The organism is Hymenobacter sp. APR13 (genome assembly GCF_000737515.1).
Classification (GTDB): Bacteria; Bacteroidota; Bacteroidia; order Cytophagales; family Hymenobacteraceae; genus Hymenobacter.
In genome coordinates this window covers 39,274-52,651 of sequence record NZ_CP006587.1, presented here as the reverse complement: position 1 = coordinate 52,651, position 13,378 = coordinate 39,274, and the positions used below count along the sequence as shown (strand labels likewise).

General features: G+C 62.3%; 6 protein-coding genes. 2 read left to right on the top strand and 4 right to left on the bottom strand.

All coding sequences use genetic code 11. The features are described from left to right. Positions 1-81: 81 nt before the first annotated feature. Positions 82-1,419 (bottom strand): glycosyltransferase family 4 protein, encoded by a 1,338-nt coding sequence (locus tag N008_RS00175; RefSeq protein WP_231569757.1) that lies wholly within the window; start codon positions 1,417-1,419, stop codon positions 82-84. A gap of 261 nt (positions 1,420-1,680) precedes the next feature. On the opposite strand from N008_RS00175, the gene ffh reads away from it, so the two are divergent. Further along, the gene (gene ffh, locus N008_RS00170; RefSeq protein WP_044012762.1) at positions 1,681-3,030 is read left to right on the top strand and encodes a signal recognition particle protein; all 1,350 of its coding nucleotides are present in this window, start codon (positions 1,681-1,683) and stop codon (positions 3,028-3,030) included. Between the two features lie 97 nt (positions 3,031-3,127). Here ffh and N008_RS21105 read toward each other — a convergent pair whose 3' ends face one another. Both N008_RS21105 and N008_RS00160 read right to left on the bottom strand, forming a co-directional pair. After that, positions 3,128-6,058: a heparinase II/III family protein gene (locus N008_RS21105; RefSeq protein ID WP_156108938.1), complete on the bottom strand. Its 2,931-nt coding sequence runs from the start codon at positions 6,056-6,058 to the stop codon at positions 3,128-3,130. A gap of 216 nt (positions 6,059-6,274) precedes the next feature. Next, positions 6,275-6,751 (bottom strand): nucleoside deaminase, encoded by a 477-nt coding sequence (locus tag N008_RS00160; RefSeq protein ID WP_044012759.1) that lies wholly within the window; start codon positions 6,749-6,751, stop codon positions 6,275-6,277. 176 nt (positions 6,752-6,927) lie between these two features. Between N008_RS00160 and N008_RS21100 the strand changes: the two genes are divergently transcribed. Further along, positions 6,928-8,811, top strand: coding sequence for a CHRD domain-containing protein (locus tag N008_RS21100; protein ID WP_081910515.1), 1,884 nt, complete (start codon positions 6,928-6,930; stop codon positions 8,809-8,811). A 77-nt stretch (positions 8,812-8,888) separates the two neighbouring features. On the opposite strand, the gene N008_RS21095 is transcribed toward N008_RS21100, so the two are convergent. Next, on the bottom strand, positions 8,889-12,185 hold the full coding sequence (locus N008_RS21095) for a T9SS type A sorting domain-containing protein (RefSeq protein WP_052381015.1): 3,297 nt from the start codon (positions 12,183-12,185) through the stop codon (positions 8,889-8,891). Positions 12,186-13,378: the final 1,193 nt, after the last annotated feature.

The window sequence follows — 13,378 nt, the reverse complement described above, 5'->3', positions numbered from 1 at the left end:
GGTCTGCGCGCAGCCCGGAAAGGCTCTGACCAACTACAGCCAGCTTGTTCAGGTATTCCGGTAGAACGTACTTGTTGCCTGTCACCTGTTACGGGCCACCTCATCACCACCCCGCACCAGCGCCACTAGCTGCTCCGTGAGGGCGCGGCGCGAGTAGCGGGCGTGGCCGAGCGAGGGCAAATCCAGGTTGGGGTTGATCTGCCACTGCGCCACCAGCTCTTCCAGGTGCGCCAGCATAGCCTCGTAGGCGCCGTACGCAAACGCCTGGCCCGCGCCGCATTCCCGCAGCAGCAGGTCGGCGTCGGAGCTGGCCGGGCCGATGCAGATGACGGGCTTGTTGGCCGCCAGGTACTCGAACACCTTGCCCGGCAGAATGCCCAGGTTGTGCGGCACGTCCGGAATGGCCATCAGCAGCACTGTGGCCCGGCGCAGGTAGCCCACCGACTCGTCGTGCGGCACAAACGGCACCAGCTCCGTGACAGGCAGCAGCCCGTTGTCGGCCAGCTGGCGCTGCACGCCGTCCGACACCTTGCCCACGAAGCGCAGCCGCAACGGCACCGCCGGGTGGCGGCGCACGCACTCGGCCACGGCACTCAGCCACAGCTCGATGTGGTAGGTTTCGGAGATGGTACCGGTGTGGGTGATAAGCAACTGGTTGGTCGGCGGCTCCGACGGGAGCTGAAAGTCGCTTTCGTCGTAGCCGTTGGGCAGCACGTGGAACTTGCCGGGCGCCAGGCCCGCCGCCTTGCCCAGAAACAGCCGGCGCGTGTCGGCGCTGGTGGTCAGCACGATATCGGCCTGCTCTAGCACTTGGCGCTCGTAGCGCGCATCCAGCCAGCGGGCCAGGGGTGTCTGGTTGAGCTCCTGGTGGTAGTAGATGTCGGTCCAGGGGTCGCGCAGGTCGGCCAGCCAGCGCAAACCGTAGCGCTGCTTCAGGGCCAGCCCGATAAGCTGGGTGGAGTGCGGGGGCGAGCTGGTGAGCACGGCGTCGAACTGCTCGCCCTGCGCTATCAGCTCGGCCACGGCCCGCAGGGCGTGGCGGTTCCAGCCGCGGCGGGCGTCCGGAATAAACAGGTTGCCGCGCACGAACTTGAAAAAGCGCTGTGCCACACTGGTTTTGCTTTCGCCCACGAAGCCGCCGTACGGAATCTGCTGACGCCCGGTGAGCTTCTTGTAGGAGCCAAAAGGCTCGGAAGTGCCCGTACGAATCACGCGCACGCCTGCCGGCACCTCAGCCGCCAGCGAGTGGTCCAGCACCGGATAAGCTCCTTTTTCGGGGTCGACGGTGATGACCGTGGGCTCGACGCCCAGCGCCGGCAGGTGCTTAACGAACTTGAGGCTGCGCTGCACGCCCGCCCCGCCCGACGGCGGCCAGTAGTAGGTGATGACAAGCAAACGAAGCGGGCGGGCAGCAGACACAGGCAAAAGGCTAAGCAAAGCGCGAAGGTACACAGATGCGGCCTTTCGGGGTTTTCTGGTTACTTTTGAAGGCTGAAGCCTGTATCGGCTTCGCACACTTCTCTACGGCTGCCGATTACGCCGGCCTGCACCTCCAGGATGGAACGCGCAGGGCGCTAGGCTCCCCGGTTGGAAATGTTGAATGGCATCATGTTCCCTGAGGCAGTGGAAGCCGTTCAGCAGTAGCGAAATCAAGTAAATCAGCGCAAAATCTGCGATTAAATGTTCGATAACCTCAGTACCAAGCTCGATAAAGCCTTTAAAACCCTCAAGGGCCAGGGCAGCATCACCGAAATTAACGTCGCCGCGACCGTTAAGGAAATCCGCCGCGCCCTCGTCGATGCCGACGTCAACTACAAGGTAGCCAAGGAAGTAACCGACAAGATCAAGGACGAGGCCATGGGCCGCGACGTGCTCATCAGCGTGTCGCCAGGCCAGCTCATGACCAAGATCGTCTACGATGAGCTCACCCAGCTCATGGGCGGCGAAAAGCAGGATATCGTCATCAAAGGCGAGCCGGCTGTGGTGTTGCTGTCGGGTCTGCAGGGCTCGGGCAAAACCACGTTTGCCGGTAAGCTGGCCGCTTACCTCAAGAAGCAGAACCGCACGGTGCTGCTCGTGGCCTGCGACGTGTACCGTCCCGCCGCCATCGATCAGCTGAAAGTGCTGGGCACGCAGGTGGATGTGGAGGTGTACTCGGAGCCCGAGAACAAGAACCCGGTGGAGATTTCGCGCAACGCCATTGAGTACGCTCGCAAAAACAACAAAAAGGTCGTCATCATCGACACCGCCGGCCGCCTGGCCGTGGACGAGCAGATGATGAGCGAGATTGAGGCCGTGAAGCGCGCCATCAATCCGTCGGAAACGCTGTTCGTGGTGGACTCCATGACCGGCCAGGACGCCGTGAACACCGCCAAAACCTTCAACGACCGGCTGAATTTCGACGGCGTGGTGCTCACCAAGCTCGACGGCGACTCGCGCGGTGGCGCGGCCCTGAGCATCCGTGCTGTAGTAGAAAAGCCCATCAAGTTCATCTCGACGGGTGAGAAGATGGAGGCCCTGGACATGTTCTATCCCGACCGGATGGCGCAGCGGATCCTGGGCATGGGCGACGTTATCAGCCTGGTAGAGCGTGCCCAGCAGCAGTTCGACGAGGACGAGGCCAAGCGCATCAACCAGAAGATCCGCAAAAACCAATTCAACTTCGACGACTTCCTCTCCCAGCTGGAGCAGATCAAGAAGATGGGCAACCTGAAGGATCTGGTGGGCATGATTCCCGGCATGAGCAAGGCCATCAAGGACGTGGACATCGACGACGATGCCTTCAAGCCGATTGAGGCCATCATCCAGAGCATGACGCCGATGGAGCGCGCCCAGCCCGAGCTGCTGAACGGCTCGCGCCGCCGCCGCCTCGCCAAAGGCTCCGGCACCGACATCCAGCAGGTAAATAACCTGATGAAGCAGTTCGAGGACATGCGCAAAATGATGCGCACCATGAACAAGATGAGCCAGACCAAAGGCGGCATGCAGCAGATGGCCCGCATGATGGGCATGAAAGGCCCGCTCCGCTAAACCGGCTTCTCGGCTGCTTCGGCAGCATTAGCCTCAACACAAAGCCCCTGTTGCAGCTGCAGCAGGGGCTTTGTGTTGGTAAGCGCCACTGGGGAGCTTACCGGGCAATCAGCACTTTCTCGGTGGGGGCCAATGGCTGGCCGTGGGCATCAACCAGCCGCAGCTGGTACAGGCCGGGCGGCAGGTGGCTGATGCCCAGGCGGGCTTGCGGCTGGTAGGGCACGCGTACTACCAGTTGCCCCAGCTGGTTGAAAATCTGCACCTGCTGGCCGGCTACCGTGCCCGCAAACTTGACGGTAAGCTCCTGGCTGGCCGGCACGGGCTGCACCAGCACGCGGGGCTGCCGGGCCAGGGCGGGCACCGTTGCCACCATTGAGTACGTGGTGGTGTTGTCGTGGTCGGTTTGCACCAGGCGGTAGTAGGTCTGCTCGGCGGGGGGCGTGAGGTCGTCGAGGGTGTAGCTGGTGGGGGTGACGCTGGTGCCGCGGCCGGGCCGGCTGCCCACTGCCCGGAAGGCGCCGGCGTCGGTGCGGCGCTCCACCGTGAAGCCGGCATTGCGCAGCTCGGAGGCTGTCTGCCAGCTGAGGTGCACGGTGCCATCGGGCTGGCGGCGGGCCCCGAAGCGCACCAGCTCCACCGGCAGCGGCCGCGCCACCGACGATACGAAGAAGCGGCCCGCCTGCGTGAGCATAACCGTCAGCTGCCGGGCCGCGGCATTGTAGGAATAGCGCTGCACCCCAACCCCCGTGACGGTGCCGGGTACGAAGTCCAGCGCCAGCACCAGCTCGGTGGCGCGGCTGGCGTAGCCTTCAAACTGGGTGCCGCTGAGCTGCTGCCAGCTCAGGGTAGCGCGGCGGCTGGCCTGCAGCATGGGCTGGGTGCCATACTGCAGCACCCGCCCGTCCTGCACAAACAGCTGGGCGAAGTTGCCCAGCGAATCGGTGGAATAGAAGTTCAGGCGGCCGTCGGCGGCCAGCGGCTTGGGCAGCGCCGAGGCCACCATGCTCAGCACCGTGTCGGCTTGGGCGAAGGCAGCATCGAGGAAGGCGCCGCGGCTGCTGAGCGTGGCGGTTCCGGCGGTACTGGCGGCCAGCAGGCGCGGCGCGGCCGACGTGTACGGATACAGAGCCGCCAGAAACTGGGGGCTGGTGCCGGTGGCGTGCGCCAGCAGCGTAGTATGCTGCTCCGGGGTGTTGTAGGTGAGCTCATGGCTGCCGGTGGCGGCCGTGTAGGTGGCGCCGCCCGTAGCTACCACCTGGGTCCGGAGCTGCGCGCCGTTTTTGTGCCAGATGCCGGCGCCCACCGTCAGGCTGTCGGTGAAGGTGCCGGTGGCGGGCGTGCCACCGGCTAGGCCGTAGCCGTGCAGCTGCCAGGTGTAGGTGTGCGCTACGGGCGCGGCCAATGCATCAGCCAGAATAAAGTAGGTGCCGCGCACAAACAGCGCCTTCCGCGTGATGCCTGCCTGCTGGTAGCTGGTCTGCACCTCGCCGTAGCGCAGCCCGCTGGTCTGGAAGGTGTTCTGAATGAAAGCTGCGGCATCGTTGGCGGCGCCCGTGGTGCCGATGGCCGGCCCGGCCCCGTCCACCAGTACCATGTTGTGGTTGGTGGCGTTGCCGACTTCGGCGCGGCGGCCGTAGCTGAGGTAGCCGGCATCGAGGGCCAGCAGCTGGCCGTAGGCGTGCAGCAGGAAGCTTCCGGCATCGGCCTGGCTGTGGCCGCCGGAGTTGGTCTGGGCCGCGCCGTTTTTGCCGTACAGGTGCAGGTAGGTAGCCAGCGTATCGGGGCCGCTCCGGAACACCAGGTTGCCGCTGGCGGGCAGCACCGTCAGGCCCGAATCGGCGGGGGCAGCCAGCGGCTGGAGGTTGGCGGCCAGGTAGGCGGCGCGCATGTCCACGGTGATGTCGCGCAGCTGACTGCTGAGGGTGTTGAGCTGCTGGGGCGCCAGGTTGCCAAGCGCCAGGGGGCGCACGTAGCGGCGCTGGCCGGTGAGGGCCAGCTCGGGCATGCCCATGTCCACGTAGGAGTCTTCCAGAGCCGGCAGCCGGCCGTCGGGCAGCAGAATGGCCGTAATCCAGTCGTAGAGGCGGGCGTAGCGCGGGTCGTAGTAGGGGTTGGGGATGTCGCGGGTGCGGGTGCCCACGGTGTAGGGCAGCGGGCCGGCCGGCAGAAAGTGGCCCATGGCCCGGAAGAAAGGCAGGCAGTTGAGGAAAGCGTACTTAAAATAATACGGCCCCTCGGCGTAGCCCGCCACCGCCGCCGGGTCCGACTGCCGCTGCGCGTCCTGCCACAGCACGTTGTCGAGGTGGTACATGCCCGCGTTGATCCAGTTCTGGGGCTGCTGCTGGGGGCTGAGGCTGGTGGCATCGTTGAGCACCACGGCCGCCATGCCCAGCGCGGCGGCCGTCATTAGGGTATGGTTGTTTTTGACGAAGGCGTAGAAGCTCACCCCGAAAAACGGCTGGTTGCTTTGCTGGTACAGGTTGCCGGCAAACGTCTGCAGGCGGGCTTTGGCCGGGGCCAGCGAGGCTTCCGGTACGCCCGCGCCCCGCAGCAGGTCGTAGGCAACCAGGTAGTCAATCAGCTCCTTGGAGCGCCACTGCCACTCCGTGTAGTTTATAACCCCCTCCACCGCCGGGTTCAGCGTTTCCAGGGCCGACTGCGCCCCACTCAGCAGCGCCGTTTGCTCGGCTTCGGTGAGGGGCGCCAGCGCCGCGCCGTCAGGCCGGCGGTTCAGCAACAGCACGAAGGCGGTGTTTTTGGCGAACGTGGCCCGTGCCCGGCGGCCGCCGGACGAGGCGTTGTCGGTGGGTGGGGTGGTGCCGGTGCCCGCATATAGGCCGGCGTAGAGCGTGCGGGCGCTGGAGCTGCCAGCTAAGGTGGCCTGTACGGCCGGAATATCAGCGGCCTGTAGCAGGGTGCGCGGATACGAGGTGTTGGCGCCTGCCGGCAGCCAGGCCCCGGTTTGCGCGTGGCAGGTCAGGCCCAAAGACCAACATACAGCCGCGAGCAGAAAAACTAATTGTTTCAAATGCTTATATGGGTTTAATTATATTTAAAGTGCAAAGTTAAAGGCCAAAAATGCCGGACGGGAGTAAAGCGTGTTTTATATTTTCTGGATAAGGTGTGTCATTTCTAGACTGTGAAATGGGTTTCATAGCTGGTGGAATATGAAAAAAAATATCCGGCCTGCGAATGTTCAGCAGGCCGGGTGATATGCGTTGGCGGAAATGTATAATAACAGCGCCTAGTAGTCGGTGCGGCTTTCGTGTTGCTCCCAGGCCCGGAAGCCGGCGGCGGCCTCGTCGCGGAGCAGCTCGGTCATCGGAATCTGCCGGTCGGAGAGGGGCTTCTCGATTTCGTCGTAGATGAACTGGTCGTCGAAGCCGATGGCGGCGGCATCGGCCTTGGTGTTGCCGTAGAACACCCGGCGCGGACGGGCCCAATAGATGGCGCCCAGGCACATGGGGCAGGGCTCACAGCTGGTGTACAGGTCGCAGCCGTCGAGCTGGAAGGTGCCCAGCGTAGCGCAGGCCTTGCGGATGGCATCCACCTCGGCGTGGCAGGTGGGGTCGTGGGTGCTGGTGACCTGGTTGAAGCCGCGGGCAATGATCTGGCCGTCTTTCACGATGACGCAGCCAAACGGCCCGCCGTGGCCGGCCTGCATCTTTTCAACGGACAGGCGAATGGCTTCGCGCATGAATTCGGAGTTGGGAGCTTCCATAAAAATGTAGAGTAGAGAACAAAAAAGCTGTTGGCTGTCGCCGCTGGCCGGGCCAGCGGCGGGCAAGCCCGCAAGGACGCAATTTTATACATAACCTGCAGGCAACGAAACGGTAGTTAGTTACGAGTTGGTAGGTTAACCATCTGGCATTCTGTTCATTTTTACTCCCTGTTCCCATGAAACAACTTCTTACGCGTTTGTTGCTGCTATGTGCCTTGCTCGGCAGCAGCTCTGCCTTTGCCGACCACCTGCGGGCCCATCTGCTGCTGGGCGCTTCGTTGACCGGGGCGCAGGAAGTGCCCGCCGTGACTACCAACGCCCGCGGGGCCGTTAGCTTCACGCTCAATCCTACCCGCGACACGCTGTTTATTTCCGGCTCCTTTAGTGGGCTGAGCGGCCCCATCACGGCCGCCCATACCCACAACGGTTTCCGCGGTGTATCCGGGCCAGTAGTCACCGACCTGTTCCGGTTCATCCGCGGCAACCGCATCCAGGGCTTCCTGACGGGGGCCGACATCGACCGGGGTAAGCTGGACCGCTACCTGCGGGGCGGCTACTACCTCAATGTGCATACTGCAGCCAACCCCGGCGGCGAAATCCGTGGGCAGGTTGAAATTGAGAAAGACGAAGAGTTTGTGGCGTCGCTGTCGGGGGCGCAGGAAGTACCGCCCGTCACGACCAATGGCGTAGGTATCGGCACGTTCAATCTGGCGCAGAGCCAGGACAAGCTGAAGTTTCGGGTGGTGGTAGGCGGGTTGAGTGGCCCGATTACCGCCTGCCACTTCCACCAGGGTGCCACGGGCGTGGCCGGGCCGGTGGTGCTGGACCTGCAGTCATTTGTGAACGGCAACGTAATCGAAGGGGAAGTGGCGCCCACTGCGGCCATCGTGACGGCCATGCTGGCCGGGCAGATCTACATCAACGTACACACGGCGGCCAATCCCGGCGGCGAAATCCGGGGCCAGCTGATCCGGGAGGCGCGCTACCTCAGCCACGATGCCCGCTTCGACGGCGCCCAGATGGTGCCTGCCGTGACTACCACGGCCCGGGCCGTATCGTTTCTGCGCCTCAACTCCACGTTTGATACCCTGCGCATCTTTGTGGCTCATACCGGCCTGAGTGGGGCGCCCACCAGCCTGGCGGTGTTTCAGGCCGATGCCGACCAGGCCAACCCGGCTGCTCCGCTGACTACCGTAACGATTCCGGCTGGTACGCCCAATGCCTTTGCGGTAACGCTGACCGGCCTGAATACGGCGGCGGTCAACCTGTTTCTGACGGGAGGCGCTAACCTGGTATTCAACACGGCTGCCAATCCGAGCGGCGAAATCCGGGGGCAGGTATTCCGGCTGGCGCGGGAGGGCTACACATTCTCGCTCAACGGGGCGCAGGAGCGGCCTAACCCGGTGGCCACCGGCGGCTACGGCTCGGGCTTCGTGAGCATGGACCGCGACCAGAGCAACGTGCACTTCAGCATGGCCTGGGGCAGCCTGAGCGGCCCCGTCACGGTAGGGCACTTCCATTCGGCGCTGCGCACGCAGGCGGGCCCGGTGGTATTTGATCTGGCGCCATTCTTCGGGCCCAGCGGCGGAGCCGCCATTTCGGCTGAGGGTTTCTGGCAGCCCACTGGCAATGCCGGCCCCAACGCCACCCGGCCCTTCACGGCGCGTCGCGCCCTGCAGTTCCGCCGCGACAGTATCTATGTAAACATCCACACGGCGGCCAACCCCGGCGGCGAAATCCGCGGCCAGGTGTTCCGTGGCGCCAAAGATCTGGCCATTGTGCTGGCTACGCAGCCCGCCGCGCTGGTAGCCGAGAGCTTCGCCGCCTACCCTAACCCCGTCCGCGACGCCCTGACGGTAGCTTTCGAGGCGCGCCGGGCCAATGCTGGTACCCTGCAGGTGCAGGATTTGCTGGGCCGCACCGTGGCCACGCAGGCCATAGCCGTGCGGGCAGGCGCCAACCGCCAGACGCTGCTACTTCCCGGGGTAGCGCCCGGTGTGTATCTGCTCACGGTGGAGTCGGAGGGAAGCCGGGTGGTACGCCGGTTTGTGAAAGAGTAGATCAACTGACAGGCAATAAAGAAGGGCCCGGCAGATGCATCTGCCGGGCCCTTCTTTATTAATAGATCAGGAAAATATTAGTCGTGGCGAGTCAGCGGCAATGCCACACTCACACCCTGGCCTACAACCCGCACCACGTAGGAACCCTGGGGCAGGGTGAGCAGATTCAGGGGATGCTTGCTGGCACCTTCCAGCGTGAAACGCCCAACTGCTCGGCCTGCCAGATCCAGTATCTGTACCTGGTAAGTGCCGGCGGGTAGCCCGGTCAGGTCGAGTGTTGTGCGGCCTGGGGCCGGGTTGGGGTAGAGGCTGATGGCGGCTTTGCCAGGACCGGAGAACCGCACCACCCGCACCGGGCTGATAGACTCTTTGCCGTCAACGTCAACCTGGCGCAGGCGGTAGTAGGCTATCTGGTTGCCGCGGCGGCCGGCCCCGGCATCCGTGAAATCGTAGTCGGTGCTGCGGCTGGTAGTGCCCTGGCCGCGTACGGTGCCCACCCGCTCGAAGCTGCGCGCATCGAAGGAGCGCTCCACTTCAAACCGGTCGTTGTTCACTTCACTGGCTGTAGTCCAAGTCAGCACAGCATCCAGCTGCACGGCGTTGGCTTCAAAAGCTTTCAACTCTACTGGCAGCGGCCGCGCGATGGTTACATCCTCGGCTGTGCTGGAGCCGCCAGAGTAGCCACTGCCTGGCGCGGCAGCTACGCCAGCCCCGGCCCCGGTGTAGCTGTCGTAGGTCAGGCCAGGCTGCACGGTTTTGGTGGTAGTCAGGCGCGTTGGGTCGAGGTACTGTAGCAGCACGCTGGCCTGGTACGCAAAATTGTCCTGGGCTGTGGCCACCAACTTAGCGCGGAAAGTGACGGTAATGGTGGCGCCAGCCGGAATTCTGAGGCCGCCGAAAGCCGGCGTGCTGGTGCCATCGGCTGTAGGGAGGGTATAACTGCCACTGCCGAGGACGGAGGTAGTACCGTTGGCCAGCGTCAGCGTCACAATTGGCGTAAACGAGGCGTCGTAGCCCACCACGTTGGCGGCTAGTGAGGCTGTGGCCGTAACGTTGGAAACTGCGCCGCCGGTGTTCGATACGGCCAGAATGTAGGTAGCAGGATTCACCGCGCTGCCCGCACCGCCAGTACGCGTGATGTTAGGAGTGCTTGTGCTTAAGGCCGCATTCAGCACCGGCTCACAGGCCCCAGCCCCAGCTACAATGGGTGTAGTGGTGGGAGCAACATTGGGCGTAATAATGCCGGCTGTGCCAGCGGCAGCGCCAAAAGCAACCGAGTTGTTGCCATCGGTAATGCCGTTTGCGCCGGACCGGACCGGCGAGGTATTGCCGGTGGCGCCGGAGTTGGCAAACGCACCATTGCTGTAGATAAGCCCGCCGCCGCCGCCGCCGCCAGGGCCAGTGCGCTGGTTGTTGTTGTTTTCGTCAGTATTAGCGCTGCCACCAGTGCCTCCAATAGCATTGATAGTGAGTCCACTCAGGCCATCTGCCACACCGCTGGGCGGAATGGCAAGTACCACGATAGAGCCCCCTGCGCCGCCGCCGCCGCCACCCTGGTCGTCGCTGGGGGTAGCCGGGGCGTTGCCGCCATTCGCGCTCAACGTAGCGGTGCCCGCAATAGCGCCTGTGCGCAATACAATGATGCCGCCGCCAGTGCCGCCGCTGGCGCGCAGGGCAGTAGCATCGTTGGAAGAGCCGGCTCCGCCGCCACCGCCCAGCAGTAAGCGGCTGGCCGAAGTGCTGGCTGAGGCCCGGCCGCCATCCGCTATTTCGCCGGTAGCGTCTGAGCCGAAGCCAAACCCGCCGGTACCCCCGCTGCCGCCGTTGCCGCCGCCGCCGCCGCCGGCATTGCCGGAGTTGCTGCCAGGCGTGAAGTCGGTAGCTCCGCCGCCGCCATTGCCAGGAGCTCCCTGGCCCTGGCTGCCTCCAAGGTAACCTTCTACCGCGTTGTTAGTCAGTGCGGTGCCGTCGTAGGTGTATTGCGGCGTGCCAGCGTATCCTTCGCCTTTGGAGGCGTGAGCAGCATTAGCAGCAGGTGCTAGAAAAACAGAGCTGTTGTATGCTGTACTACCAGCCAGGTTACGCCCACCACCGCCTCGGAAGCCTTTGGCATCCATGTTCAGAGAAGCGCCGGTAGCAAAAGTGGTTTTGCCGGTTACATCGAGAGCTAACACACCGCCCACACGCCCATTCCAGGCCGCCCCCGTTACGGTGCCGCTTACACTCAGGCTGGAGTACTGCGGTACCCGAATCACCTGAAAACGGCGCTGGCCCGTAAGCGTGCCGTTGTAGTCCTGGTTTACGTAGCTGTTCGTTACGCCTTTCACCAGCGTGAGCGTGCCACCCGTCGTCGGTACGCTATTCAGCGCAATGCCATACTCATACTGGCCGGCGATGTAGTTGCCGGTGTTGGTCCCATAAGCAATAGTGTTGGTGGTATTGATGTCCGCCCCCTGCATCTGCATGATGAGCACAATGTCGCCGGCGCTGATAGGCGTGCTGCCAATAGGGGCCGACTGTAGTGGAATGCTGGTATTGCTTGCGTCAACGACCGTTCCGTTGGCAATCTGGTAGTAAGTGTTGGGCACGGAGGAGCCGGTAAGCGTGCCCGGTCCGTCTTTGCCTGGTTCGGAGCAGACTTGATCAATATTGGCCAAACCCGTTACCTGCGTGGTAATACTCGACGTATTGTTTGCAGATACGGGGTCAGGTGTGGCCGCCGTTGCATTGCCAGTACCGGTGATGACTGTCGTGCCGGTTGTGGGCACTGTGAAGGTTACGGAGTTGGTGAACGGACTGGCACCGGCCTCAATGTTGGGAATCGTCGCAAATGTAACCACCCCCGTGCCCGCTGTGTAGGTAGCGCCGGCCGGTAGCGTTATGCTGCCGGCGGGTAGGGCAGGTGCCAGTTGGATGGTGGGTACTACGTTGGTAGCCGGCTCGGTGCCCAGGTTGGTGGTGTTGAGGGTATACGTGATACGTGCCCCTGGATTGGCGGTGCTCGGGCCGCTCACAGTAGTGGCCACATCGGCTCCCTGCACAATGATGGTAATATTTGCCGGGCTGGACTGGTCGCCGAGCACACTGCTAACCGTGTACGGAGTCGTGACTACGCCCGAAAACGTGCCCGAAGGCGTGAAAACCACTTCCCCCTGTGCCGTGACCGAGAAGGTACCCCGGCCCGGCACCAGCAGCGTTTGCTGGATGCCACTGGCGTTGATGTCCAGATCCACCGTAGCCGGGTCGAAATTGCTGCCCGGCGCCACATCATTGGCCAGGATATTCAGCGTAACGGCCTGGTTGAAGGAAGTGCCGGCCAGATCGTCGTTGGCAAACGGCGCCCGAACGATGGCCAGGTTACGAATTTCGTGCACGTTGGTACTCCCGCCGGTTGAGCCGGAGAAACCAATGCGGAGGGTCGGCGGTGGCGTCGGGACCGGAACACTGCGAATGGCCGTAGTTACCTCATTGCCATGCTGAATACGAACCGTAACCTGATAAGTGCCATTGGTGGGCACCAGGTCAATATAAGCACGGCGGTAGTCCGCGCTGCCAACCTGGGCCCTTGTCGTGAGTACATCTAGGCTAAATGGCAACGTGCCGCTGCCATCCAGATATGGGTAATCGGTGGCGCTACGTCCATTGCCGGCTCCCCTGATGGATACCGCGTCTGGCGTGAAGCCAGGCCCCCCTATACGTCCTTCCGTAGCGTTGGCATAGTTGCCAAACTCATCAATCCCAATGCCGATGTAGCCATTTGGCACGCCATTGCTGATAGGATCAGCGGTTTTTTGGGCGTACCCCAAGGAGCCGCCCGAAGCGCCTGGCGTAAACGTAACTGTGCTGCCATCAAACAGAAAGCACGAAAAACCATCGGCGCCAGTACCGCCATAAGCAAAGAACTCGAACGATATGCCAAAGCCCTGCGGTGCCGCAAAAGCCGTCTGGTCGACTGCAAAGCCAGCCTGGTTGAGCGCTATAGAAGTGAGCTGTAAATATCCTTGGCCATTCGGGTCGCCCACACCACCGGTAAGTGTGGCGCTGCCCCCCACCGTAAATCCAGTGGCCGAATTGTTCTTGAACGATTCAACACGCGGAAACTGAGCCTGAACATCCGATGCACTGCCCAGCATGGCGCTCAGTAGTGAGCCTAGGAGCAGACGACCACCAATACTTCGCCTAAAGGTTGTTGCTCCAGGTACCTTGGTAAATAGTGTTTTCATCTATGGAAAGGTTAGAAGTGGAAGCGATTCTTATTATAATTCAATTATAAACCGTGGTGATTGTTTATATGGATTTATTGGAATAATTAAACTGTTAGTGTTATTTAAGCACAATTATAAATATATTTTATTGTCAAGTACTATAGTAGACGATGTTATTTGATGAGTTTACAAAGATGGGGGATAGGTATAGTGCATAATTGGAATGCATGGCCACTCTCAATGAATAATGACTGGGTTAAATAAATTTTGGCCCGATAATTGACAATGGAACAATCATCTAAATAATATTTAGGTGTTTTGGTTGTGGGAGAGGGAGCGGCTATTAGCTGCTCCTTCTTTGT